The following is a 24,273-nucleotide window of genomic DNA, read 5'->3' on the forward strand; positions in this document are numbered from 1 at the left end:
GGATTCTCTGGGAGGATGCGGGGATGACCGAGTCACGCCTGACGCAGTTCCGCAACGGCCCCCACACCTTCGACGTCATCGACAGCGGCCCGCTGGACGGGACGCCCGTGGTGCTCCTGCACGGCTTCCCGCAGCGGGCTTCGTCGTGGAACGCGGTCGCTGAGCTCCTGCACGAGCGGGGCCTGCGAACGTATGCGCCTGACCAGCGGGGCTACTCCCCCGGCGCCCGGCCGCGGTCGCGGTTCGCGTACGGCATAGGTGCGCTGGTGTCGGACGTCGTGGCGCTCATTGACGCGATCGGCGCCCCGCGCGTGCACCTCGTCGGTCACGACTGGGGCGCGGCCGTCGCGTGGTCCGTCGCGGCCAACCATCCTGACCGTCTTGCGACGCTGACCGCGGCCTCGGTCGCCCACCCGGCGGCGTTCGCGAGGTCGCTGCTGACCAGCAGCCAGGTCCTGAAGTCGTACTACATGGCGCTGTTCCAGCTCCCCGTCCTGCCGGAACGCGTGCTCGCCAGCGGCCGCGCTGATGCCGCCCTCCGCAAGGGCGGGATGAGTCGCGAGATGGTCGAGCGGTTCCACACCGAGATCGTCGACTACGGCGCACTGCGAGGCGGGCTCGGCTACTACCGCTCGATCTTCCGCGCCTCTCCCGGGCAGCTCGGCAAGAAGATCTCCGTGCCCACGACGTACGTGTGGAGCGATGACGACGTGGCGCTCGGCCGCAAGGGCGCGGAGATCAATCATCGATGGATGACCGGGCCGTACGAGCTGGAGATCTTCGAGGGCGCGACCCACTGGCTGCTCGACGAGCGGCCCGCCGAGCTGGCCGCCAGCATCATCAAGCGAGTCGGCATCTAGGCTGCGTCCCATGCCTCCCGCCAAGCCTGAGGACGTCGGAATCCTCGACGCAATCGCCTTCTTCGTCGAGCTCGCGATGGTCATCCTGCTGATCTTCGCTGGTCACGGCCTCGCCGGCGGATGGCAGGGCTGGGCGCTTGGCGCATTCCTTGCCTTCGTCGCAGTGGGCATCTGGGCCCAGTGGATGGCACCGACCTCCGACAAGCGACTGGACAACCCGACCCGGTTCGTCGTGCAGGCCATGATGTTCGCGACCGTGGGGCTGTACGCCGCGGCAGCGGGTCTGACGTGGTGGGGCATCGCCTTCGCGGCGATCGCGATCGCCGTGTTCGGTGCGCTCGCGCGCGCAGACCACTGATCCGCTCACTCAGAGTGGCAGCGAGCGTACGCTCGCGAATCGGCGCGTCGTGCCGTCGAACGGGTCGGTCAGCTCGAGCTCTGCGGCAAGCAGCTGGAGCGGCCGGCTGAAGTCGTCGACCGCAATGTCATGGACCGTCGGGTAGAGCGGATCGTCGACGATCGGGATGCCCAGCCCGTGCATGTGCAGGCGCAGCTGGTGCGTCCGGCCCGTGCGTGGTGTGAGCCGGTAGACCCCCACGTCACCCAGTCGTGACTCGAGCTCGACGAGCGTCTCGGCGTTGACCGGTGCGTCGACGACGACCTCGGCCCGCCAGGTGTCACGACGCTTCGTGATGTGGTCGCGGACCACGACCGGCAGCTCGAGCTCCGGGCGCACCGGCGCCAGCGCCCGGTACGTCTTGCGGACCGCGCCCTCCTGGAACAGCGTCTGGTAGGCACCGCGCCACCGGCGTTCCGTCGCCAGGAGCAGCAGGCCCGATGTGATGCGGTCGAGCCGGTGCAGCGGTGAGAGCTCGGGCAGGCCCAGCTCGTCGCGCAGGCGTACGACGACGCTCTGGCGTACGTGGCGACCGCGCGGGATCGACGACAGGAACGCCGGCTTGTCGACCACGACCAGCCGCTCGTCCTGATGGAGGACTTGGATCGCGCCCGGCACCTCAGCCTCGTCGGGCAGGTCGCGGTGGAACCACACGAACGTGTGCGGCGTGTAGGGGTGCTCCTCCGCGACGGCCCGGCCGTTGTCGTACACGAATCGCTCGTCGGCCAGCATCCCGGCGATGTCGACCCGCTCCGGCAGTCGCTCACGCAGCCACGCGCCCATCGTCGGCCACGGGTCCGGCCGGGGCTTGTCGCGGTCGGGCGTACGCAGCCACGCAGCGCCGAGCCCGTGGCGCGGCGGCAGCGGGGAGCGAGGAGGCACCTCTCGATGCTACGGGCCGGCCGATCCGGTCAGGAATCAAGAAGCGAGGGACGGCGTCGCGTACCTAGGCTCGGCGACATACCCACTCACGGAAGGACAGGAACCATGGCCAAGAACGCGACGTACGAAGGATTCACCGAAGAGGAGCGCGCCGCGATGAAGGACCGCGCGGCCGAGCTCAAGGGTGCCGCTCGTGGTGGTTCGGCTGCCAAGAAGGCCGAGGCCGACGACAAGGCTGTGCGCGACGCGATCGAGGCGATGCCCGAGGCCGACCGGGTCATCGCCGAGAAGCTGTACGCCATCGTCAGGGAGACGGCGCCCGACCTCGCACCCAAGACCTGGTACGGCATGCCCGCGTATGCGCGTGAGGGCAAGGTCGTCGTGTTCTTCAAGCCCGCCGCGAAGTTCAAGGTCAGGTACGCCGAGGTCGGGTTCAACGAGCACGCCCAGCTCGATGACGGCGAGATGTGGCCCACGGCGTTCGCCGTCGTCGCCATGAACCCGAGCATCGAGAAGAAGCTCACCGCCCTGGTCAAGAAGGCTGCCGGCTGACTGTCACATCGGCCGGGTTTGGTTCGTCATGTGTGCATTCGAGTCCAGAAAAACTTTCGGGAAGGCATCTCATGAGCACGTCTCTTGACACTCTCCGCCGTGACTTCGGCGGTGACATCATCGAACCGGGCCACGCCGACTATGAGCTCGCCAGCCGATCGGTGCTGGTCGCTGGCACCCCGGCGCACGTGCTGCGACCCGCGACCGTCGCCGATGTGCAAGCCGCCGTCGGGTTTGCCGCGGCAACCGGGCTCCCCTTGTCCATACGCGGTGGGGGTCACGGCTTCCCCGGCTTCGGCACCAACGACGACGGGATCGTCATCGATCTCGGCCGGCTCGCCGAGGTCGAGGTCATCGACGAGGAACGCCACCTCGTGCGGATCGGCGGCGGTGCCACATGGGGCCAGGTTGCCGACGTGCTGGCGCGTCATGGCCTGTCGATCTCCTCGGGCGACACCCGGAGTGTCGGCGTCGGCGGGCTCACCTTGAGCGGCGGCATCGGCTGGAAGGTCAGGAAGCACGGGTTGGCCCTCGACAACCTGGTCGCCGCAGAGGTGGTCACCGCGGGCGGCGATGTGCTGGAGGCCAGTGCGACCCAGCACCCCGACCTGTTCTGGGCGATCCGCGGTGGCGGCGGCAACTTCGGGGTCGTCACCGCCCTGGAGTTCGAGGCCCATCCGACGACGGACGTGTTCTTCGGCCGGATCGTCTTTCCGGCCTCCGAGGCGGCCGTCGTCCTGCAGGGGTGGGCCGACCACCTCCGCAATGCCCCCGACGAGCTCACCTCGACGGTCGAGTTCGCCAACCCGTTCGCCGGCGGGCCGGAGGCGCCGGTCGAGGTTCGCGTGGCCTTCGACGGTGACGACCCGGACCTGGCTGCTCAGGCCATCGACCCGATCCGCCGGCTCGGCACGGTCATCGAGGACGACGTCGCCTGCATTCCGGCTTCGGACATGCTCGTGGAGGGCATGGTGCCGCCGCCGGGCATGCGACTGGTCACGCGCAACGCATTCGTCGACAAGGAATCGGTGTCTGACGTCCTTCAGATCCTCGCGGACGTCGGCTCAGCCGCAGGGTCACCGTTCATCGCGGTGCGCAGCGTCGGCGGCGCGGTGGCTCGCGTGCCTGAGGACGCCACGGCATACGCGCACCGCCAGGCCGAGCTGATGTTCACGACGACGATCGGAGGCCCCGCACCGGTCGTCGACGCGGCTTTGCCGGGGCTCGACGCCGTCTGGAAGAGGCTCGCTCCGCACGTCAACGGCGCCTACGCCAACTTCCTGGCGTCGGCGACAGATGACGACGTGGCCGCGATCTATCCCGAGGAGACCTACCAGCGGCTCGCAGCGGTCAAGCGCGAGTACGACCCCGGCAACCTGTTCGCCCGCAACCACAACATCCGACCGGAGTAGGCCCCCCGCTGGGAGTGACGAGTTGCAGGCGACACGCCGCTGCGAGCCTGCAACTCGTCACGCTCACGGCGGAGGGCTCAGTCGCCGTCGCCGGCGGGCTCTTGGGGAGGCCCGTTGGAGAGGAGCTCCTCGAACCCTTCTTCGTCGAGGATCGGGACGCCGAGCTGCTCGGCCTTGTCGGCCTTGGACCCGGCTGACTCCCCCACGACGACGTAGTCGGTCTTCTTGGACACCGAGCCCGACGCCTTGCCGCCGTGGGCGATGATCGCCTCCTTGACCGAGTCGCGGGTGAACCGCTCGAGGGATCCGGTGACGACGATCGTGAGGCCCTCGAGCGTGCGTGGGACCGACTCGTCGCGCTCGTCGCGCATGCGTACGCCGGCCGCCTGCCACTGGTCGACGATGCCGCGATGCCAGTCGACGGTGAACCATTCGACGACGGCCTCGGCGATCGTGGGCCCGACACCGTCGACCGCGGCCAGCTCGGCGACGGACGCCTCGCGGATGCGGTCCATCGACGCGAAGTGCGTGGCCAGCGCGCGGGCGGCGGTGGGGCCGACGTGGCGGATCGACAGCGCGACGAGAACCCGCCACAGCGGCTGAGACTTGGCCTTCTCGAGGTTGTCGAGCAGGGCCAGGCCGTTCGCGCTGAGGACCCGCGGGCCGGCACCCCCGGCGAGCTCGCCCTTCTTGGCGGCACGGGTGTAGAGCGGGACCTGGAGCAGGTCGTCGGCGGTCAGCGAGAACAACTTGCCCTCGTCGACCAGCACACCGGCGTCGAGCAGCGCCGTGGCGCCCTCCCAGCCGAACACCTCGATGTCGAACGCTCCTCGGCCGCCGACGTGCGTCAGCCGCTCGCGCAGCTGGGATGGGCACGAACGGGTGTTGGGGCACCTGATGTCCTTGTCGCCCTCGCGCGCGGGCGCCAGCGGGGTGCCACACGACGGGCACTCGGTCGGCATCACGAACTCGCGCTCGGTGCCGTCGCGCAACGCCACGACCGGACCGACGATCTCGGGGATCACGTCACCGGCCTTGCGCAGCACGACCATGTCGCCGATCAGGACGCCCTTGCGCTTGACCTCGTGCTGGTTGTGCAAAGTCGCCATCTCGACGGTCGACCCCGCCACCCGGATGGGTTCCATGACGCCATAGGGCGTGACCCGTCCGGTGCGGCCGACGTTGACCCGGATGTCGAGCAGGCGGGTGTTGACCTCCTCTGGCGGGTACTTCCACGCGATCGCCCACCGCGGCGCCCGCGACGTCGAGCCGAGCCGGCGCTGGAGGTTGACCTGGTCGACCTTGACGACGACCCCGTCGATCTCGTGGATCACGTCGTGGCGGTGCTCGCCGTAGTAGTCGATGAACTCCTCGACCGCCTTGAGGTCGGGCAGCACCTTGGCCCGGTCACTCGTCGGCAGTCCCCACGCCTTGAGCGCGTCGTATGCCTCGCTCTGTCGCGTAGGCGTGAAACCCTCGCGGTAGCCGAGACCGTGGCACACCATCGACAGCGGCCGGCTCGCAGTCACCGACGAGTCCTTCATCCGCAGGGTGCCGGCGGCGGCGTTGCGGGGGTTGGAGAACGGCGTCTTGCCGGACTCGGCCCAGGCAGCGTTGAACTCCTCGAACGCCTTGGTCGGGAAGAACACCTCGCCGCGCACCTCGACGTAGGCCGGGATGGGGTACTTCTTGGTCTCGGTCAGGCGGTGCGGGATGGCGCCGATCGTACGGACGTTGGCCGTGACGTCCTCGCCGACCCGGCCGTCGCCACGCGTGACGCCGCGGGTCAGCACGCCGTTCTCGTAGGTCAGCGAGATCGCCAGGCCGTCGACCTTGAGCTCGCAGAGGAACTCGGCGTCGTCGACGCCCTCGCGGAGGATGCGGGCGTGCCAGCTCTCGAGCTCCTCGATCGAGAACGCGTTGTCGAGGCTGTAGAGGCGCTCACGGTGCTCGTATGCCTCGAACGTCGACGAGATCATGCCGCCGACCTGCTGCGTCGGCGAGTCGGGTGTGCGGAGCTCGGGCAGCTGCTCCTCGAGGCCCTCGAGCTCGCGGATCAGCTGGTCGTAGTCATAGTCGGAGATGACCGGTGCGTCGTCGCGGTGATAGCGCTGCCGATGCTCCTCGATCGTCTCGGCGAGCTCCTTGTGCCGCTGCCTCAGGTCGTCATCGGTCGCCATGCGTCGACTTTATCGCCGCGAGGTGACACTCGGCGCGTTGGTCGAGTCAGCCTGCCGCGACGCGCTGTGCCAGCTTGAGCGCCTGATGCGCCCACGCGGGCGATGCCCCGGCCAGCCCGCAGGTGGGCGTGACGACCAGGCGGTCGGCGTACGCCTCCTCGTCGAAGCCAAAGCGGCCGAAGAACGCTGCGATGCGCGTGAGCAGCGCCGTGTCGGTGACTCCCGTCGTGTCGGTCGAGGGGACCACGCCGAGCCACAGGTCGACGCCCTTCTCGAAGGACTCGGCCCAGACGTCGTCGGGGCGAGCCAGCGACAGGTCGAACGAGATCGCGGTGAATCCCGCGCCGGCGAGCAGCTCGACAGGTACGTCCGGCGCGCACGAGTGCACCGCCGGGCGTGCTCCGGAGCCGGTGATGGCGTCCACGACGAGCCGCAGCAGCGCGTCGGCCTCGGGTGGATGAACGCTGCGGTGGCGGGAGAAGCCGCTCGCGGTCGGGATGCCACCAGTGAGCACCGCGACGATCGACGGCTCGTCGACCTGGACAACGAGGTCAGCGTGCGGGAAGCGACGACGCGCGTCGGTGACATGCGTACGGAGGCCCTCCGCGAGCGACTCGGCCATCTCGCGCCGGGCACCGTGGTCGGCGAGCATCTTGTCGCCGCGGGGACGCTCCACGGATGCGGCGAGGGTCAGCGGTCCAGTGACCTGCAGCTTGAGCGGACCCTCGTGCGTACCGGCGAGCTCCTCGGCGACGTCGAGGTCCTGGGCGAGCAGGGAGCGGGCACGGCGCTGGTCGATACCCTCCCCCACGCCGACGCGCCAGCCATCAGGTTGCAGGTCGGCGTCGAGGCCATCCAGCACCGCGAGGGTGCGCCCGATCATGCCGGCGTGGATGCCGCGGGCCGGGAGCTCAGGGACGTACACGAAGTCGCCGACCTCCCCCATGACGAGGCGTAGTGACTCGGCGAAGTCGGTGCCCGGCATCGAGCCGATGCCGGTGGCGATGCTCATCTGGTTCCTTCGTCTGACGTTGGAGCGGTGACTTAGGGCCCAAAACGGTACGCGCGGTGGGCCCTAGGTCACCGCCCGCGACGCGCGGTGGGCCCTAACTCACCGCCACGCGGGCCGTACGACTGATGGTGGCCGAGCCGACGACGCGGGTGCCGTCGTAGATCACGCAGGCCTGCCCCGGCGCGATGCCGGTGGCCGGATCGTGGAGCTCGACGCGTACGTCGTCGCCATCCACGTGCACCGTTGCCCGGTGCTCGTCGCCGTGAGCGCGCAGCTGCACCGTGCAGTCGAGCGAGCCGGCCGGGGGCGTGCCGCACCACAGCGGCTTGATGCAGTCGAGCGCGTCGACGACGAGCGACTCGCGCGAGCCGACCGTGACGGTGCCGCTGACCGGTTCGATGTCGAGGACGAATCGTGGCTTGCCGTCGTCGGCCGGGATGCCGAGGCGCAGCCCGCGCCGCTGGCCGATCGTGAACGCGTACGCCCCGTCGTGCTCACGCAGCACCGTGCCGTCCTCATCGACGATCGTGCCGGGCTTTGGCCCGAGCTTCTCGCCGAGCCAGCCGGCGTTGTCGCCGTCGGGGATGAAGCAGATGTCGTGGCTGTCGGGCTTCTGCGCGACCTGGATGCCCCGGCGGGCTGCTTCGGCCCGCACGACGTCCTTGGTCGTGTCGCCGAGCGGGAACAGCGAGTGAGCCAGCTGCTCCTGCGTCAGCACGCCGAGCACGTAGGACTGGTCCTTGCCCATGTCGATCGCGCGGTGCATCTCGATCGTGCCGTCGGGGGCGGTCTCGAGCTGCGCGTAGTGCCCGGTCGCGACCGCGTCGAACCCCAGCGCGAGCGCCCGGTCGAGGACCGCGGCGAACTTGATCTTCTCGTTGCATCGCAGGCACGGGTTGGGCGTACGTCCGGCGGTGTACTCGGCGATGAAGTCGTCCACGACGTTGTCGGCGAACTCCTCGCTCATGTCCCACACGTAGAACGGGATGCCGAGCTCATCGGCGGCGCGGCGGGCGTCGCCGGCGTCCTCGATCGAGCAGCAGCCGCGGGCGCCCGACCGGTATGACCGAGGGTTGCGGCTGAGCGCGAGGTGCACTCCCGTGACGTCGTGGCCGGCGTCAACGGCTCGCGCGGCTGCGACCGCGGAGTCGACGCCACCGGACATCGCTGCGATGACCTTCATCGGCTGGTGGTTTCGAGGCTCCGCTTCGCTCCGCACCTCAACCACCGGTCCCGCCCCTGACCAACGAGGCCTTGTGCGCCCGCTGGCACACCGCCGGGAGCGCCTCGAGCAGCCGGTCGACATCGGCCTCCGTCGAGGTGTGACCGAGGCTGAACCGCAGCGATCCGCGGGCGGCGACTTCGTCGTAGCCCATCGCCAGCAGGACGTGACTCGGCTGGGGTACGCCCGCCGCACACGCCGATCCCGTCGAGCACTCGATGCCCTGGGCGTCGAGCAGCATCAGCATCGCGTCGCCCTCGCAGCCGGGGAAGGTCACGTGGGCGATGTTGGGCAGCCGGTGGTCGGCGCCAGGCTCGGGATCGCCGTTGATGACCGCATCGGGGACCACCCGCACGATGCCCTCGACGAGCCGGCGCCGCAGCCCCTCGATGCGCTCGACTGTCTCGGTCTGCCGGCCGATCGTGACGTCGACCGCGGCGGCGAACGCGGCGATCAGCGGGACGCTGAGGGTGCCAGAGCGCAGGTCGCGCTCCTGGCCGCCACCGTGCAGCAGCGGCGTCGCCTCGAGCTCGCGGCGGAACAGCAGCGCCCCGACGCCGACCGGGCCACCGAGCTTGTGCGCCGTGATCGTCATGGCGTCGAGCTCGCTCGCCGCGAAGTCGAGGGGCACGTATCCGGCGGCCTGCACGGCGTCGCTGTGCACCGGGATGTCGTGCTGACGGGCGATCTGCACGACGTCTGCGATCGGCTGGATCGTGCCCATCTCGTTGTTGGCCCACATCGTCGTGACCGCCGAAAGGGTCGAGGGGTCTCGGTCGACGCTCGCCCGCAGCTCGTCCACCAGGATCCGTCCCGTGGCGTCGACCGGCGTCATGTCGATCTCGGCGCCCTCGTGCTTGGCGAGCCAGGTGACCGGGTCGAGCAGTGCGTGGTGCTCGATCGAGCTGAACACGACCCGGTTGCGCGCCGGGTCCTGGGCACGCCGCGACCAGTAGAGACCCTTGATCGCGAGGTTGTTGGCCTCCGTGCCGCCGGAACAGAACACGACCTCGCTGGGTCGTGCGCCGAATCGCTCGGCGATCAGCTCGCGGGCCTCCTCGACGGTGCGCCGGGCCCCGCGCCCCGAGGCGTGCAGCGACGAGGCGTTGCCCGTGCGGGCCAGCTCCTCGGCCATCACCGCAATCGCCTCAGGGACCATCGGCGTCGTCGCCGCGTGGTCGAGGTAGGCCACCTGCTCAGGGTTGTTCATCGCTCAACAAGCGTAGCCCGGTGACACACGTCGAGCAGCCTCCGTCCGCGGGCGAACCAGCGCGGCCCCCGAGGGGCCGCGCCGGTCCCGTTTCACCCCGGGCTAGTTGCCACCCTCCTTGAGCGTCACGTCGATCGGCTTGTAGTCCTTGCCGTCGACGTCCACGCCCTCGTCCTTCAGCTCCTTGAGCGCTGCCTCGACGTACGTGTTGGAGTACGCCGACGCGGGCGGGGCCTTCGAGATGATCGTCGCACCGGTCTCGTTCTTGGTGCCGAGAGCGATGTCGACGGTCTGCTTCCAGGCCGCTTCGTCGACCATACCGACGCCGCCGGTCGAGGGCCAGATCAACTTGTTGATCTCGTTGGTCATCCACAGCTGGTGGCTCTCCCCGAGCTGAGAACCCGCAGCGGTGACGATCTTGGCGGCTTCTTCGGGGTTGTCCCGCGCGTAGACCCAGCCCTTGATCGAGGCCTTGATGAACTTGGTCGTCTGGTCCGCGTACGCCTTGTCCTCGAGCTTGTCCGACTGGGCCCAGATCGCGTCCTGCAGCATGGCCGTGCCGACGTCGTTCCAGTCGATGACGTTGAGGTCCTCGGGCGTGTAGAGCTCACCCGTCTTGGGGTTCTTGGTCTCCAGCACCTGGGCGTACTCGTTGTACGTCATGGCCTGGGCCGCGTCGATGTCGCCGGCGAGGAAGCCGTTCATGTCGAACGCCTGCTGGACGAGCTTGACGTCCTTGACCCCCACGCCGTCCTTCTGCATGCCGGCGAAGAGCTCCCACTCGTTGCCGAAGCCCCAGCTGCCGACCTTCTTGCCGGACAAGTCGGCCGGGCTCGTGATGCCCTTGTCCTTGAACGAGATCTGGGTCGTCGCACTGCGCTCGAAGATCTGTGCGACGTCCGTGATCTTGGCGCCCTTCTCGATCGAGCCGAGGACCTTGGGCACCCATGAGATCGCATAGTCGACGTCGCCGGCCGACAGGACGTCCTGCGGGACGATGTCGGCACCGCCCTCGACGATCTCGACGTCGAGACCCTCGTCCTTGTAGTAGCCCTGGTCGACCGCGGCGTAGTAGCCGGCGAACTGTGCCTGGGGCACCCACTGCAGCTGGAGCTTGACCTTCTTCAGGTCCCCGCTGCCCGAGTCGCCGTCACTGTCGCTCCCGCCCCCGCAGGCGCTCAGGACCAGCGATGCTGCGGCCACCGTGGCGGCGACCCTTAACCACTTCCGCGTGTTGCGCTTCATCGATTCTCCTTGTCGGTGGTGCAGAGCCGCCCGTGGGTCACGGACGGACGATCAGGGGGTTGGACGGTGCCGGGTGAAGAACATCTCGACGGCGAGCGCCGCGCAGTAGAACACCAGGCCGAGCACGATCGCGCCGAAGACATACGCCCAGGCGAGTGCGTAGTTGCTGCTGGCGGCCGACGACGTGATCGACTTGCCGAGCCCGCCGATCGGCCCGCCGAAGTACTCCGCGATCAGCGCGGAGATGACCGCGAGCGACGACGCGACGCGCAGGCCCGTGAAGACGTACGGGGCGGCAGTCGGCAGCGTGACGGCGAGCTGCTGCTGGCGCGCCGATGCCGCATAGACACGCATCAGGTCGCGGTGCACGGGGCGCACCTGCCGCAGGCCACGCAGAGTGTTGATGTAGACCGGCACGATCACCGCGACCGCCGCGACGATCTGGCGAGCGGTCTCCTTGTCGGCGCCGTACATCGTGTAGAGCACCGGCGCGAGCGCGACGATCGGCATCACGGCAAGCGCCGCGACGAGCGGAGCCACGATCGTGTCGAAGATGCGCCACACGCCGGCGACGATCGCGCCGAGAATGCCCACGCACGCGCCGACGACGAGGCCGACCAGTGCGTTGAGGCCCGTGCGCGCCGACCCGTCGACGATCGAGCCGACGTTGTCGGTGATCTCGTGGAAGATGTCCGACGGCGTCGGGACGATGTACTGCTCGATGCCGAAGCCGTCGACGACGCCCTGCCACAGCGCGACGAGCGCGACGCCGAGGACGATCGGCGCGAGGACCGTGCGGTACGCCGATCCGCGCGCGAGCGCCCGCTCCGGGATGGTGGCGGTGGTCGTGCTCATCGGCTGTCGACCCCGCGCGCTCCGGTGAGCGGTACGCCGTGCAGCGCCTCGCGCACTTGGGCGACGGCGCGGAAGAACGCGTCGTCCTCACGGAGGGAGCCGTCACGCTCGGCCGGTCCGCCGAGGCTGACGTCGATGACATCGGTGATCCGCCCGGGACGCGGTGACATCACGACCACGCGGTCGGACAGGAACACCGCCTCGGGGATCGAGTGGGTCACGAACACCACGGCGGCCTGGGTCTCGGCGCAGATGCGGACCAGCTCGTTCTGCATGCGCTCGCGGGTCATCTCGTCGAGCGCGCCGAACGGCTCGTCCATCAGCAGCAGCTTGGGACTCTCGGCGAGCGCCCGGGCGATCGCGACGCGCTGCTGCATGCCACCGGAGAGCTGGTCGGGATAGTGGCCGGCGAAGTCGGTCAGCCCGATCAGCTCGAGCAGCTCGGCCACGCGGCCCCGGCGCTCGCTGCGACCCGCACCGTGCAGCGCCAGCGGCAGCTCGATGTTGCCGGTCACGGTCTTCCAGGGCAGCAGTCCGGCCTGTTGGAACGCGATGCCGTAGTCCTGGTCGATCCGCGCCTGCCGGGCCGGCTTGCCGAACACGCTGAGCTCGCCCGAGGTCGGGGTGTCGAGGTCCGCGATGAGCCGAAGCAACGTGCTCTTGCCGCAACCGCTCGGCCCGATCAAGGACACGAACTCCCCCGGCGCGACGCTGAGGTCGACCGACTCGAGCGCCGTGACGGACACGCCCTTGCGACCCCCGAACGTACGGCTGACGCCGCTGACTTCCACTGCTGAATTCACGCGGGGATCTCCGAACGTCGATAGGGCTTGAGGGCAAGGCCGAGCAGGCCGACGAAGGCGGCAGCCACGAGGCCGACCGCGATCGCGGCGAAGATCGGCGCCCAGGGCTTGGCCGGGTCGCTGCTGGCCGACTGGGCGTACTCGATGATGAGCCGGCCGACACCGCCGCGCAGGCCGATCGACACCTCGGCGACGACCGTGCCGATGACCGCCGACGCGGCCGCCAGCCGCAGCGCGGGGATGAGGAACGGCACGCTGGCCGGCAGCCGCAGGCTGAACAGCGTGCGCCACCAGCCGATGCCGTACGTGTGCATGAGGTCGACGTGGGTCGCGTCCGGAGCCTTGAGACCACGTAGCACACCGACGGCGACCGGGAAGAACGCGAGGTATGCCGCGATGACCGCGACCGAGTGCTCGCTCTGCCACTCGAACCCGCCGATCGTGATCTGCGAGCCCCAGCGGCGTACGAGCGGGGCGATCGCGATGAGTGGCACGGTCTGGCTCAGCACGATCCACGGCAGCACGGCGGCCTCCGCGATCGCGAACCGCTGCATCACGAGCGCCAGGGCGAAGCCGACGACGACGCCGATGATCCAGCCGAGTGCGGCGATCCGGAGCGTGAACAGGCCGCCGTCGAGCACGGTCTGCCACATCGTGTCGCCACCGACCGTGCCGATCACCGGATCGGAGAGGCGGGAGATCATGTCCCACACGTGCGGCATCGCGGTGTCGGTCGATCGGGGCAGCACAGTGGTGCCGCCGAAGACGACACCGGTGTCAGGCGCGAGCGCCTTGTATGCCTCCCACACAGCCACGACCGCAGCGACGCCGAGGGCACCGAGTGCCGCGCGCCCGATCGGCGCGGAACGCCCCCTCACGCCTTCGCCGTCACGTGCTCGCGGATCTGCGGGATGATCGACTCGCCATAGACCCGGAGCGTTTCCTCCTTGTTGTCGTGCTGGAGATAGCCGGCGAACTGCGTCACGCCGACCTCCTGGAGCGCCTTGAGCTTCGCGACGTGGTCCTCGACGGTGCCGAGCACGCAGAACCGGTCGACGATCTCGTCGGGCACGAACTCGGCGTGCGTGTTGCCGGCCCGGCCGTGCTCGTTGTAGTCATAGCCCTCGCGCCCCTTGATGTAGTCCGTGAGGGCCTGCGGGACCTGCGCGTTGTCTCCGTACTTCGCCACAATGTCGGCCACGTGGTTGCCGACCATCCCGCCGAACCAGCGGCACTGCTCGCGCATGTGCTCCCAGTCGTCGCCGACATACATCGGGGCGGCGATGCAGAACTGCAACGAGTCCGGATCTCGCCCGACATTGGCTGCCGCGTCGCGGACGGTCTGGATCATCCATTTGGTGATGTCGACGTCGGCGAGCTGCAGGATGAAGCCGTCGCCGACCTCGCCGGCAGCCTTGAGCGCCAGCGGGCCGTACGCCGCGATCCACACCTCGAGCGACGTGTTCGTCGTCCACGGGAACCGCAGGGTCGAGCCCTTGTAGTCGACGGCGCGGCCGTTGCCGAGCTCGCGGATCACGTGGGTCGCCTCGCGGACCTCCTTGAGGGTCGACGGCTTGCCGTTCGTCACGCGTACGGCCGAGTCGCCGCGGCCGATGCCGCAGACCGTGCGATTGCCGTACATCTCGTTGAGGGTCGCGAAGACCGACGCCGTCACGGTCCAGTCGCGGGTCGCCGGGTTGGTGACCATCGGGCCGACGATGATCCGCTTGGTCTCGGCGAGGATCGCGCTGTAGATGACGTACGGCTCCTGCCACAGCAGGTGGCTGTCGAACGTCCACACGTAGTCGAAGCCGTGCGCCTCGGAGAGCTTGGCGAGCTGCACCGTGCGCCACGCGGGCGGGTTGGTCTGGAGGACGACACCGAAATCCATGATCGGCTTTCTGCTAGATGAGGTACTGCGAGAGGTCGCGCTTGACGAACTGGCCATGGCCCTTGGTGCCGACGTACGCGTTGTCGTCCACGATCACCCTGCCGCGCGACATGACGGTGTCGACGTGCCCGTCGATCTCGAAGCCCTCCCACGCGGAGTAGTCCATGTTCATGTGGTGGGTCTTCTCCAGGCCGATCGACGTGTGCCCGTTGGGGTCGTAGACGACGATGTCGGCGTCGGCTCCCGGCGCGATGACGCCCTTCTTGCCGTACAGGCCGAACATCCGCGCCGGCGTCGTCGAGGTGATCTCGACCCACCGCTCGAGGCTGATCTGTCCGCTGACGACGCCTTGGTACATCAGGTCCATGCGGTGCTCGACCGAGCCGATGCCGTTGGGGATCTTGGAGAAGTCGCCGAGGCCGAGATCCTTCTGGTCCTTCATGCAGAACGGGCAGTGGTCCGTCGACACCATCTGGATGTCGTTGGTCCGCAGGCTCTGCCACATGTGGTCCTGGTGGCCCTCCGCACGGGAGCGCAACGGCGTCGAGCAGACCCACTTGGCGCCCTCGAACGCGCCCCACGTGTCGCCCTTGGCGCCGAGCTGCTCCTCGAGCGACAGGTAGAGGTACTGCGGGCATGTCTCACCGAACACGTTCTGCCCGGCATTCCGGGCCATGGCGAGCTGCTCGACGGCCTGCTTGGCGCTGACGTGCACGACATACAGCGGCGCTCCGGTGAGGTTGGCGAGCATGATCGCGCGGTGCGTCGCCTCCTCCTCCATCTGCCACGCGCGGGCGATCCCGTGGTAGTACGGGTCGGTCTTGCCCTGCGCCAGCAGCTGCTCGACGAGGACGTCGATCGCCGGCCCGTTCTCGGCGTGCATCATCGTCATGAGGCCGGTCTCGGCGGACGTCTGCATCGCCCGGAGGATCTGCGCGTCGTCGGAGTAGAACACCCCGGGATAGGCCATGAAGAGCTTGAAGCTCGTGATGCCCTCGTCGACGAGGCCGTCCATGGCCTTGAGCGAGTCGGCGTTGACGTCGCCGATGATCTGGTGGAATCCGTAGTCGATCGCGCAGTTGCCCCGCGCCTTGTCGTGCCACGTCGCGAGCCCGTCCATGACCTGCTGGCCGTACGTCTGCACGGCGAAGTCGATGATCATCGTCGTGCCGCCCCACGCCGCCGCGCGGGTGCCGGTCTCGAACGTGTCGGAAGCCGCGGTGCCGCCGAACGGCAGCTCCATGTGCGTATGCGCGTCGATGCCGCCCGGGATGACGTACTTGCCGGTCGCGTCGATCACGGTGTCGACCGTGCTCGCGAGGTCGCTGCCCAGGAGCGTCGACCCCGGGGCCAGCACGCCGACGATGACCTCGCCGTCGACCAGGACGTCGGCTGCCGAGCTACCGGTCGCCGTGACGACCGTCCCGCCGGTGATGAGTGTGGTTGACATGAGCTCTCCTCTACGGCTTGGGGATCGACGTGTAGGAGTCGGGGCGGCGGTCGCGGTAGAACTGCCAGTCGTCGCGCATCTGCTTCACCATGTCCATGTCGAGGTCGCGGACCAGGACCTCCTCGTCGGTGCCCGAGCCGCGCTCGCCGACGAAGTTGCCGCGCGGGTCGATGACCTGGCTGGTCCCGTAGAAGTCGACCGCGAGCTCGCCGTACTCGTTGTCCTCCTTGCCGACCCGGTTGGGCTGCAGCACGAAGTAGCCGTTGGCCACGGCGGCGGCCGGCCCCTCGACCTCCCACAGACGGTTGCTGAGGCCGGGCTTGGTGGCATTGGGGTTGAAGACCATGTGGGCGCCGTTCAGCCCGAGCTCGCGCCAACCCTCCGGGAAGTGCCGGTCGTAACAGATGTACATGCCGACCTTGCCGACAGAGGTGTCGAAGACCGGGTAGCCGAGGTTGCCGGGGCGGAAGTAGAACTTCTCCCAGAACCGGTCGAGGTGCGGGAGGTGGTGCTTGCGGTACTTGCCCAGGATGGTGCCGTCGGCCTCGACGATCACCGAGGTGTTGTAGTAGACGCCGGTGATGTCCTCCTCGTAGATCGGCAGGATCATGACCATCGACAGCTCCTTGGCTAGCGCCGCGAAGCGCTGCACGATGGGGCCGTCGGCCTGCTCGGCGTACGCGTAGTACTTCTTGTCCTCGGTGATGCCGAAGTAGGGGCCGTAGAACAGCTCCTGGAAGCAGATGACCTGCGCGCCCTCCGCCTTGGCTTCGCGTGCGAACTGCTCGTGCTTGGCGAGCATCGACTCCTTGTCGCCGGTCCACGTCGTCTGCGTGATCGCGGCTCTGATGACCGTCACGTGCTTCCCTCTCGATTGTGGTCCAGATCACAGACCCTCGTCAGAGCGCTCACTCTAAGCAGGTGGAAGCGGCCCGTCCAGAGATTCAATGACACAAACGTTTCACCGGAGTGACTTCGTGTGACGTTCGTATGAATGCTCCCCGGAATCTCAGCGGGCGTGGTCGTGGGCCATCATCGCGACGCCGAGCGACAGCTGTGACGACGGATCGTCCAGGCGTACGCCGAGGACGTTCTCGATCTGTGCGAGCTTCGCGTAGAGCGCCGGTCGACTGCGGTGCGAGGTGCGGGCCAGCCGCGACTTGTTGCCGCCCGCGGCGAGGAACTGGCGCAGCAGGTCGAGCAGCCCGCCGCCGTGCCGAGCCTCGAACGCCAGCAGCGGGTCGAGCTCGGCCTCGACGAACGACTGGACCCGCGGATCGTCGTGGAGCTGCGCGATGAGGCCGTGCAGCCGGATGTCGGCCTGCCGGAAGTACGCGGGCCCCGGCGCCAGCGCCTCGTGGGCGACCCGCGCCACGTGCTGAGCGGTCCGCAGCGACCGGCCGGTGGAGAGCAGATCCGGCTCGGAAGCGCCCGCACCGATCGTCACGGCGTCGCGTCCGGGGTCGACTCGCAGGGCGTCGGCGAATGCCGTCAGCACGGCGTCGTCGGTCGACCTCGGCGGCACCGAGAGGAGCAGGACGATCTGGTCATCGCCGAGCACACCAGCGATCGCGGACTGCCGCGAGGCGGTCAACGCCCTGGAGACGCGCTCGCCCAGCCGCCGCTGCGCCCGGTGCAGGGTGGCCTCCTCCCCTGCGGCGATGTCGGCCTGGACTGCCGCGCCGACGTACGAAGCACCGGGCTGCAGCCCGAGCGCCCGCGCACGGGTCAGCGCGGTCGGCTCGTCGCCCAGACGGCCCTCGAGCAGCTCGCTGAGGAACCCGCCCTGCGCCTGGAGCTGCACCGACTGCTGGTCGCGCTCGATCATGCGGGACAGCTCCACGGCCTGCGCAACACGTTCGACGAGCATGCCGAGTCGTTGTTGGTCAGCCGCCGGATTGGGGACGACCAAGCGACCCCACTCGTGCCCGTGCGTGCCGACGACGGTGGTCAGCCAGCCCTCGAGGCCGGCGAGCCCGGTGCCGTCACGCCGGGGGCAGAGGCGGGAGCGTCGCTCCCAGTCCGCGAGCAGACCCTCGGCCGGGCGCCCGATGGCGTGGAACGCGACGACCCGCCGGTTGAGGTCCTCCAGCACGATCGAGGAGCCGGCCATCTCGGCCCCAGCGCGTACGAGCTCCTCGACGCCGGCGCCCTCGAGACTCAGTGCGGTGAACGTCTCGTGCACGTCCTGGGCGAAGCGTACGAAGTCGAACCGGTCGGCGACGATGCCGCGGTGCACCTCCTCGGTGATGAGGACGAACCGCGCCTGCCGGTGCAGCACGACGAGCGGGAACTCCACGGACCTGGCGAAGTCGAGCGCCGCAGCCGGAATCGACCGCAGGTGCTCGCCCAGCTCGACGATGAGGCCGGCTGCCCCGGCGTCGACCAGGGCCGAGACGTAGTCGACGGCTTCCTCGTCGGAGCCACGCATCGCGAGGCCGGTCGACAGCAGCAGCTCGTCACCCTCGAGCAGGTCGGCGACCTCCCGCACCTCGCTGACGTGCACCCATCGCACCGGGCGGTCCAGGCGGGTCGATCCGCTCAGCACCTCGGGCTCACCGGCCTGGACGGCAGGTCCGGCGAGGATCGAGCGGATGGTCGGGATCATGCACCGAGTCTAGTTGACACTGTGTAAGGCATATCGCGGCTTTGGCGACACCTTGCCCATTGCCCGCGGCGGCGCAGAGGCGCAGGATCGACAGCATGAGTGAGAAGACGACCATCGGGCACTGGCTCGACAACAGCATCCACATCGGCAACTCCGGACGCTTCGGCGACGTCACGAACCCAGCCACCGGCGAGGTCACCGCGCAGGTCGCCTTCGCCGACGAGGCCGACGCCGCGCGCGTCATCGCGGCGGCCAAGGCAGCGGCGCCCGGCTGGGCCTCGGCGTCGATCACGACCCGCGCCAAGGTGCTGTTCCGCTTCCGCGAGCTGCTCAACGAGCGCAAGGAAGAGCTCGCCGCGATCATCACCGCCGAGCACGGCAAGGTGCTCGCCGACGCCCTCGGCGAGGTCAGCCGTGGGCTCGAGGTCGTCGAGTTCGCCTGCGGCATGCCGCACCTGCTCAAGGGCTCGCACTCCGAGAGCGTCTCGACAGGGGTCGACCTGCACTCCAAGCGTCAGCCGCTCGGCGTCGTCGGCATCATCAGCCCGTTCAACTTCCCGGCCATGGTGCCGATGTGGTTCTACCCGATCGCGATCGGCGCGGGCAACACCGTTGTCGTGAAGCCCAGCGAGAAGGACCCGTCCGCCGTCCTGTGGACCGCCGAGCTGTGGAAGGAGGCCGGTCTGCCCGACGGTGTCTTCAACGTCCTGCAGGGCGACAAGGTCGCGGTCGACGCGCTCCTGGACTCCACCGACGTCAAGTCGATCAGCTTCGTCGGCTCGACGCCGATCGCCCGCTATGTCTTCGAGCGCGCGAGCCAGGCCGGCAAGCGCGTACAGGCCCTCGGCGGCGCCAAGAACCACATGCTCGTGCTGCCGGACGCCGATCTCGACCTCGCAGCGGACGCCGCGGTCAACGCCGGCTACGGCTCGGCGGGTGAGCGCTGCATGGCGATCAGCGTCGTCGTCGCAGTCGGCCCAGTCGCCGATGACCTGGTCGACCGCATCGCCTCGCGTACCAAGACGCTGCGCATCGGCGACGGCACCCGCGGCACAGACATGGGACCGCTCGTCACGCTGGCCCACCGCGATCGCGTCGCGTCGTTCATCGAGGCCGGCGACGAGGCTGGCGCCAAGCTCGTGATCGACGGCCGCGAGTCGCCGGTCGACGGCGAGGACAACGGTTTCTGGCTCGGCCCGACGCTGTTCGACCACGTCACGCCCGACATGAGCATCTACACCGAGGAGATCTTCGGCCCCGTCCTCAGCGTCGTGCGCGCTGAGACGTACGACGAGGCGGTCGAGCTGGTCAACGCCAACCCCTACGGCAACGGCGTCGCGATCTTCACGAAGGACGGTGGCGCAGCCCGCAAGTTCGAGGTCGACGTCGAGGTCGGCATGATCGGCGTCAACGTGCCGATCCCCGTCCCGATGGCCTACTACTCGTTCGGCGGCTGGAAGAACTCGTTGTTCGGCGACACGCACGCGCACGGCGTCGAGGGTGTCCACTTCTTCACGCGTGGCAAGGTCATCACGAGCCGTTGGGCAGATCCGGCGGTCTCACCGTCCGGTGGCCTCGAGCTCGCCTTCCCGACCCACGACTGAGCGGAATCCGCCGGTTGAGGTGCGTAGGCCGCCCGCGGCCGAAGCCTCGAAACCTCACAAGCCGACAAACGCAACGTAGGAGAAGACCATGAGCAGGACGTACGACCTCGACCGTGCCCACGTGTTCCACTCCTGGTCCGCGCAGGCTGAGATCTCCCCCATGGTCATCGCCGGCGCGTCCGGCAGCGAGGTGTGGGACGAGGACGGGACCCGCTTCCTCGACTTCTCGAGCCAGCTCGTGTTCACCAACATCGGGCACCAGCACCCCAAGGTCGTCGCGGCGATCCAGGAGCAGGCCGCCAAGCTGTGCACGATCGGCCCGCCGTTCGCCAACGAAGCACGCTCGGAGGCCGCCAGGCTGATCGCCGAGCGTACGCCGGACGGCCTCGAGCGCGTCTTCTTCACCAACGGCGGCGCGGACGCCAACGAGCACGCGATCCGCATGGCTCGCCTGCACACCGGGCGCCCCAAGGTCCTGTCGACATACCGGTCGTATCACGGCGGCACCCAGACCGCGATCAACGTGACGGGTGATCCACGACGCTGGGCCAACGACTCGGCGTCGACGGGCACGGTGCACTTCTTCGGACCGTTCCTCTACCGCTCGGAGTTCCACGCGACGACCGAGGCCGAGGAGTGCGAGCGCGCCCTCCAGCACCTCGAGCACGTGATCCGCAACGAAGGCCCGTCGACGATCGCGGCGATCATCCTCGAGACCATCCCCGGCACCGCCGGCATCATGGTGCCGCCGCCGGGCTACCTCGCCGGCGTGCGACGCCTCTGCGACGAGCACGGCATCATGCTGATCACCGACGAGGTCATGAGTGGGTTCGGACGCACGGGAGCCTGGTTCGCGATCGACCACTTCGACGTCGTGCCGGACCTCATCACCTTCGCCAAGGGCGTCAACTCCGGCTACGTGCCACTCGGCGGCGTCGTCGTCAGCGACGCGATCGTCGAGACGTTCGCACACCGCGCCTATCCCGGCGGCCTGACCTACTCGGGCCATCCCCTTGCAGCGGCCGCCGCTGTCGCCACGATCAACACGATGGCCGAGGAAGGCATCGTCGAGAACGCCGCCCGGCTCGGCACGGAGATCTTCGGCCCCGGACTCGCTGACATCGCGGACCGCCACCCCTGCGTCGGTGAGGTACGCGGGCTGGGCGCGTTCTGGGCCATCGAGCTGGTCGCCGATCCCGAGACCCGCGAGCCACTCGCGCCGTACGGCGGCAGCAGCCCGGCAATGAACGACATCATCGCGGCCTGCAAGAAGGCCGGCATGCTGCCGTTCGCCAACTACAACCGCATCCACGTCGTCCCGCCGTGCGTCATCAACGACGACGACGCGCGCCGTGGCCTCGCGATCATCGACGAGGCGCTCGCGATCGGCGACGCCGTCGTCTGAAGCTCAGCTGCCGGCGGCCATCGACCCTGCGTCGGGCAGGAGCTCCTGGGCCAGTGCCTCCGTCTGCGGCTCGAGCGGGATGCTCTGCAGCGCCTCGCCCATCTGGTCGAGGGTCCGCTGGACACCGGCAACCCCGGTCTCGGCGTAGCGCGCCCGCATCAGGTCGCGCCAGAGAAGCTGGCTCCCGGGGCTGATGCGCAGCCCCGACTCGGCGGCCTGGGCCGCTCCGCCCGGATCGTCATCGGAGAACAGTTCCGCGAGCCGGTGGGCACCGTCGACGACGACGCGGACCATCGTGCGCGTCACGTCGTCGCGAGCGATCCAGCCGTAGCGCCCCTCGGGCACCCCGTCGAAGACCTCGCCGCGGACGAGCTTGAGCGCGCGACGCAGGAGGTCGACCTCGTCGACAGGCGAGGCGGCCGTGCGCGCACTGATCAGCAGCGTACGAGCGCAGTCCCAGTCGCAGACCACTTCATCCGCGAGGGACAGCCGTCCGTCGACGTCGCTGCGGAGCAGGTGCGACCCGTCCGTCGCGCTGCCGAGCCACTGCCTGGCCCGCGCGATCGTCGCCTCCTGCACATCGGCCGTGACACCCCGGGGCCAGAGGATCCCGCCGAGCACGTGCGGGTGGACGCCTTCGGGATGAAGAGCGAGGAACGTGACCAGCTCGGTCGCGATCGCCGTACGGTCGGCCGGCAGGTCACCGGCACCCTGGACGGTGACCCGGCCGAGCACTCCGACCCGGCGTGAGGCGGTCGTCCAGGCGGCGTCGTCGTGCGGCCGAAGCGGTTCGGGGATGCGTACGCGGGTGCCGTCCTCGGGACGATCCGGCTCGCGCGAAGCGTTGAACAGCTCGGCAACTGCGCTGACCTGAGACGGGTCGATCCGGTTGGCCGTCAACGTGAGGTCGAGCTGGGGCACCGACAAGGTGCCGTGCTCGTCGACCCGCAGACGCCACCGCGCAGCCTTGTGGTCGCCGGCGACGACGACCGAGAACGACTGGCGGCCAACCCCTGCGAGGGCACCGAGCCGTTCGGCCACCTCGCGCTCTGGCGCATGGCCGCACACCACGAGATAGGACGGCAGCTGGCTGCGGCGGCGCAGCCGGCCACTCAGGACCTCCTCGCGCAACCCGGCGATCTGCTCCTCGAGCTCGGGCAGCTCCGCTCTGAGGTCGTCGGTGACGCGGATCCGCTCGTCGCCGATCTGCTCGAGGCCGTTCGGCAGCCCGCTCGCGATGACCCGCACGGCGCCCGACCATGCCGTGGTCGCGGCCTGCACCGCGATCGCCGCGGCGACTTCCTCGGCCACGTCGGTGTCGCCGACGAGCGAGATGATGCCGCCGGCCGACTCGAGGTCGACCATGACGTCCCGCCCCTGGTCGTCGAGGCCGAGGCTGACGAGCGCAGGATAGGGCGCCACCTCGTGTGGGCTGGGGGCCTCGTTGCTGGTGCGCTCGTAGCGCCAGCGCCGACCGTTCTCCAGAGCGGTCCACTCCCCCACGGCTTCGGGCACCGCCGGCGCCAGCAGGAGCTCGACCGAGTCGTCGTCGACGACGGCGCCGTAGACGGGCGGCAACGCAACACCGTGGCGGCGGCACTCCAGCGCCAGCGCGCGGAGGCTGCCGTCGAGCCAGGAGCTGCGCGCGAGTGCGGCAGCGATGCGGAAGTCGGTCTCGACCTCGAGAGCATCGTCGTCGGGCCGGCGGCCGATCTGCCGGCGACGACGGATCGCGAGAGCGCCGATCACGCCGGCTGCCAGCAGTCCGGCTCCTGCGGCCCATTCCGGCGCGTCCGACGAGACCGCGACATCCGGGGTGGCCTGCGCGTCCGAGGCGAGGCCCGTGTCGAGGTCCGCGACGACTGGTGCGGCGTCGACCGCAGGCGTCTCGGGGACGTTCTGCCTGGCCACGCCGACTGCATCGTCCGGCATGACGAGCTCCCAGCCCGGCTGGATCAGGCGAGCCAGCTCGAGCTTGCGGCCGTCGGGCTGGACGCGATCCTTGTTGAGCTCGTAGATCTCCTTGTAGCGCTGTCCGGCACCGAGGTGCTTCTCAGCGATGTCCCAGAGGTTGTCGTGATAGCCGTTGCGCGGCGCCTTGACGGTGTAGACCTTGTCGCGGGCCTGCTCGGACTGCGGCGTCGCGACCTCGGCTCGTACGCTCTCGGTCGCCGCCACCGAGGCTCCCTCAGTGACCGAAGCGGCCACCGACGACGTGGTCGCCGCCTGCGCCACAGCCGGTGTGGCGGCCTGCGCCGTGCCCGCCATGATGCCCGACATCATCAGCACGCCGACCAACACCTGTGCCAGCTTCTGCAGCGGTCCGGCGAGCGGCACCGCGCGGGCCATGCCGCCTCGTCGAGCCGCGATGACCTCGACGACGACGCACACCACGAAGTAGAGCCACGCCAGCCAGACGACTCCGACCAGCACCGCGAGCAGGTCCTCGAAGCTCAGCTGCTGAGCGAAGTCGCGCATCGACGGGAAGGACGTGGGGATCGGCGGGGCACCGGCCAGCACGAGGAGCAGGGCGGGCAGCCCGACGAGGAGCGCAAGGAGCGCCAGCCCGGAGCCGATGACCTCACCAGCGCGGCGTTCGGGCTTCCGCGCCGGTGTCATCATGCTCGCGAACCGGGTCGGATCCGTGGAGCGTTCTTGCTGCTCGTTCGAGGTGTCGGTCATGAA

General features: G+C 69.2%; 20 protein-coding genes. 6 read left to right on the plus strand and 14 right to left on the minus strand.

What is annotated here, in order from left to right; translation table 11 throughout:
- Positions 1 to 23 precede the first annotated feature (23 nt).
- Both AC1DVU_RS11655 and AC1DVU_RS11660 read left to right on the plus strand, forming a co-directional pair.
- A complete protein-coding gene (locus AC1DVU_RS11655) occupies positions 24 to 860 on the plus strand; it encodes an alpha/beta fold hydrolase (protein ID WP_476922601.1) in 837 nt (278 codons plus the stop codon).
- Positions 861 to 870: 10 nt separating this feature from the next.
- Positions 871 to 1,218, plus strand: coding sequence for a YrdB family protein (locus AC1DVU_RS11660; RefSeq protein ID WP_476922602.1), 348 nt, complete (start codon positions 871 to 873; stop codon positions 1,216 to 1,218).
- 9 nt (positions 1,219 to 1,227) lie between these two features.
- Here AC1DVU_RS11660 and AC1DVU_RS11665 read toward each other — a convergent pair whose 3' ends face one another.
- The gene (locus AC1DVU_RS11665; RefSeq protein ID WP_476922924.1) at positions 1,228 to 2,040 is read right to left on the minus strand and encodes a pseudouridine synthase; all 813 of its coding nucleotides are present in this window, start codon (positions 2,038 to 2,040) and stop codon (positions 1,228 to 1,230) included.
- Positions 2,041 to 2,244: 204 nt separating this feature from the next.
- Here AC1DVU_RS11665 and AC1DVU_RS11670 point away from each other — a divergent pair, with 204 nt between their 5' ends.
- Together AC1DVU_RS11670 and AC1DVU_RS11675 are read left to right on the plus strand one after the other, a co-directional pair.
- On the plus strand, positions 2,245 to 2,691 hold the full coding sequence (locus AC1DVU_RS11670; RefSeq protein WP_476922603.1) for an iron chaperone: 447 nt from the start codon (positions 2,245 to 2,247) through the stop codon (positions 2,689 to 2,691).
- A 71-nt stretch (positions 2,692 to 2,762) separates the two neighbouring features.
- Positions 2,763 to 4,103 (plus strand): FAD-binding oxidoreductase, encoded by a 1,341-nt coding sequence (locus AC1DVU_RS11675; protein ID WP_476922604.1) that lies wholly within the window; start codon positions 2,763 to 2,765, stop codon positions 4,101 to 4,103.
- Positions 4,104 to 4,180: 77 nt separating this feature from the next.
- On the opposite strand, the gene ligA is transcribed toward AC1DVU_RS11675, so the two are convergent.
- The 12 genes from ligA to AC1DVU_RS11735 all read right to left on the minus strand — a co-directional run bounded on the left by ligA (position 4,181) and on the right by AC1DVU_RS11735 (position 18,579).
- The gene (ligA, locus tag AC1DVU_RS11680; RefSeq protein ID WP_476922605.1) at positions 4,181 to 6,283 is read right to left on the minus strand and encodes an NAD-dependent DNA ligase LigA; all 2,103 of its coding nucleotides are present in this window, start codon (positions 6,281 to 6,283) and stop codon (positions 4,181 to 4,183) included.
- Between the two features lie 46 nt (positions 6,284 to 6,329).
- A complete protein-coding gene (locus AC1DVU_RS11685; RefSeq protein ID WP_476922606.1) occupies positions 6,330 to 7,295 on the minus strand; it encodes a methionine synthase in 966 nt (321 codons plus the stop codon).
- 94 nt (positions 7,296 to 7,389) lie between these two features.
- The gene (mnmA, locus tag AC1DVU_RS11690) at positions 7,390 to 8,478 is read right to left on the minus strand and encodes a tRNA 2-thiouridine(34) synthase MnmA (protein ID WP_476922607.1); all 1,089 of its coding nucleotides are present in this window, start codon (positions 8,476 to 8,478) and stop codon (positions 7,390 to 7,392) included.
- 37 nt (positions 8,479 to 8,515) lie between these two features.
- Entirely contained in the window at positions 8,516 to 9,727 is a 1,212-nt protein-coding gene (locus tag AC1DVU_RS11695) for a cysteine desulfurase family protein (RefSeq protein WP_476922608.1), read from the minus strand.
- Between the two features lie 102 nt (positions 9,728 to 9,829).
- Complete coding sequence (locus AC1DVU_RS11700; RefSeq protein WP_476922609.1) at positions 9,830 to 10,972, minus strand: ABC transporter substrate-binding protein; 1,143 nt, start codon at positions 10,970 to 10,972, stop codon at positions 9,830 to 9,832.
- A 51-nt stretch (positions 10,973 to 11,023) separates the two neighbouring features.
- Positions 11,024 to 11,827 carry an ABC transporter permease gene (locus tag AC1DVU_RS11705; RefSeq protein WP_476922610.1) on the minus strand — a complete coding sequence of 268 codons (804 nt, stop codon included), beginning with the start codon at positions 11,825 to 11,827 and terminating at the stop codon, positions 11,024 to 11,026.
- The gene (locus AC1DVU_RS11710; RefSeq protein WP_476922611.1) at positions 11,824 to 12,630 is read right to left on the minus strand and encodes an ABC transporter ATP-binding protein; all 807 of its coding nucleotides are present in this window, start codon (positions 12,628 to 12,630) and stop codon (positions 11,824 to 11,826) included. Before AC1DVU_RS11710 ends, AC1DVU_RS11705 begins: the two co-directional genes overlap by 4 nt.
- On the minus strand, positions 12,627 to 13,508 hold the full coding sequence (locus AC1DVU_RS11715; protein ID WP_476922612.1) for an ABC transporter permease: 882 nt from the start codon (positions 13,506 to 13,508) through the stop codon (positions 12,627 to 12,629). Before AC1DVU_RS11715 ends, AC1DVU_RS11710 begins: the two co-directional genes overlap by 4 nt.
- Positions 13,505 to 14,521 (minus strand): TIGR03842 family LLM class F420-dependent oxidoreductase, encoded by a 1,017-nt coding sequence (locus AC1DVU_RS11720; protein ID WP_476922613.1) that lies wholly within the window; start codon positions 14,519 to 14,521, stop codon positions 13,505 to 13,507. The genes AC1DVU_RS11715 and AC1DVU_RS11720 overlap by 4 nt, the downstream gene beginning before the upstream one ends.
- A gap of 13 nt (positions 14,522 to 14,534) precedes the next feature.
- The gene (gene hydA / locus AC1DVU_RS11725; RefSeq protein WP_476922614.1) at positions 14,535 to 15,971 is read right to left on the minus strand and encodes a dihydropyrimidinase; all 1,437 of its coding nucleotides are present in this window, start codon (positions 15,969 to 15,971) and stop codon (positions 14,535 to 14,537) included.
- Between the two features lie 10 nt (positions 15,972 to 15,981).
- Positions 15,982 to 16,830, minus strand: coding sequence for a nitrilase-related carbon-nitrogen hydrolase (locus AC1DVU_RS11730; RefSeq protein WP_476922615.1), 849 nt, complete (start codon positions 16,828 to 16,830; stop codon positions 15,982 to 15,984).
- 150 nt (positions 16,831 to 16,980) lie between these two features.
- Positions 16,981 to 18,579 (minus strand): PucR family transcriptional regulator, encoded by a 1,599-nt coding sequence (locus AC1DVU_RS11735; RefSeq protein WP_476922616.1) that lies wholly within the window; start codon positions 18,577 to 18,579, stop codon positions 16,981 to 16,983.
- A gap of 95 nt (positions 18,580 to 18,674) precedes the next feature.
- Between AC1DVU_RS11735 and AC1DVU_RS11740 the strand changes: the two genes are divergently transcribed.
- Together AC1DVU_RS11740 and AC1DVU_RS11745 are read left to right on the plus strand one after the other, a co-directional pair.
- Positions 18,675 to 20,183, plus strand: a complete 1,509-nt coding sequence (locus tag AC1DVU_RS11740) for a CoA-acylating methylmalonate-semialdehyde dehydrogenase (RefSeq protein WP_476922617.1) — start codon at positions 18,675 to 18,677, stop codon at positions 20,181 to 20,183.
- A gap of 88 nt (positions 20,184 to 20,271) precedes the next feature.
- Positions 20,272 to 21,588, plus strand: coding sequence for an aminotransferase class III-fold pyridoxal phosphate-dependent enzyme (locus tag AC1DVU_RS11745; protein ID WP_476922618.1), 1,317 nt, complete (start codon positions 20,272 to 20,274; stop codon positions 21,586 to 21,588).
- Between the two features lie 3 nt (positions 21,589 to 21,591).
- Here AC1DVU_RS11745 and AC1DVU_RS11750 read toward each other — a convergent pair whose 3' ends face one another.
- The gene (locus AC1DVU_RS11750) at positions 21,592 to 24,270 is read right to left on the minus strand and encodes a hypothetical protein (RefSeq protein ID WP_476922619.1); all 2,679 of its coding nucleotides are present in this window, start codon (positions 24,268 to 24,270) and stop codon (positions 21,592 to 21,594) included.
- Between the last annotated feature and the right edge of the window lie 3 nt (positions 24,271 to 24,273).

The organism is Aeromicrobium sp. P2_G6 (genome assembly GCF_056403535.1).

Excerpts from the sequence above, each read along its gene's own strand:
- AC1DVU_RS11675 (WP_476922604.1), top strand. The coding sequence starts at position 2,763 with ATGAGCACGTCTCTTGACACTCTCCGCCGTGACTTCGGCGGTGACATC.
- AC1DVU_RS11660 (WP_476922602.1), top strand. The coding sequence starts at position 871 with ATGCCTCCCGCCAAGCCTGAGGACGTCGGAATCCTCGACGCAATCGCC.
- AC1DVU_RS11735 (WP_476922616.1), bottom strand. The coding sequence starts at position 18,579 with ATGATCCCGACCATCCGCTCGATCCTCGCCGGACCTGCCGTCCAGGCC.
- mnmA (WP_476922607.1), bottom strand. The coding sequence starts at position 8,478 with ATGAAGGTCATCGCAGCGATGTCCGGTGGCGTCGACTCCGCGGTCGCA.
- AC1DVU_RS11705 (WP_476922610.1), bottom strand. The coding sequence starts at position 11,827 with ATGAGCACGACCACCGCCACCATCCCGGAGCGGGCGCTCGCGCGCGGA.
- hydA (WP_476922614.1), bottom strand. The coding sequence starts at position 15,971 with ATGTCAACCACACTCATCACCGGCGGGACGGTCGTCACGGCGACCGGT.
- ligA (WP_476922605.1), bottom strand. The coding sequence starts at position 6,283 with ATGGCGACCGATGACGACCTGAGGCAGCGGCACAAGGAGCTCGCCGAG.
- AC1DVU_RS11685 (WP_476922606.1), bottom strand. The coding sequence starts at position 7,295 with ATGAGCATCGCCACCGGCATCGGCTCGATGCCGGGCACCGACTTCGCC.
- AC1DVU_RS11665 (WP_476922924.1), bottom strand. The coding sequence starts at position 2,040 with ATGGGCGCGTGGCTGCGTGAGCGACTGCCGGAGCGGGTCGACATCGCC.
- AC1DVU_RS11695 (WP_476922608.1), bottom strand. The coding sequence starts at position 9,727 with ATGAACAACCCTGAGCAGGTGGCCTACCTCGACCACGCGGCGACGACG.
- AC1DVU_RS11670 (WP_476922603.1), top strand. The coding sequence starts at position 2,245 with ATGGCCAAGAACGCGACGTACGAAGGATTCACCGAAGAGGAGCGCGCC.
- AC1DVU_RS11745 (WP_476922618.1), top strand. The coding sequence starts at position 20,272 with ATGAGCAGGACGTACGACCTCGACCGTGCCCACGTGTTCCACTCCTGG.
- AC1DVU_RS11720 (WP_476922613.1), bottom strand. The coding sequence starts at position 14,521 with ATGGATTTCGGTGTCGTCCTCCAGACCAACCCGCCCGCGTGGCGCACG.
- AC1DVU_RS11750 (WP_476922619.1), bottom strand. The coding sequence starts at position 24,270 with ATGACCGACACCTCGAACGAGCAGCAAGAACGCTCCACGGATCCGACC.
- AC1DVU_RS11740 (WP_476922617.1), top strand. The coding sequence starts at position 18,675 with ATGAGTGAGAAGACGACCATCGGGCACTGGCTCGACAACAGCATCCAC.
- AC1DVU_RS11700 (WP_476922609.1), bottom strand. The coding sequence starts at position 10,972 with ATGAAGCGCAACACGCGGAAGTGGTTAAGGGTCGCCGCCACGGTGGCC.
- AC1DVU_RS11655 (WP_476922601.1), top strand. The coding sequence starts at position 24 with ATGACCGAGTCACGCCTGACGCAGTTCCGCAACGGCCCCCACACCTTC.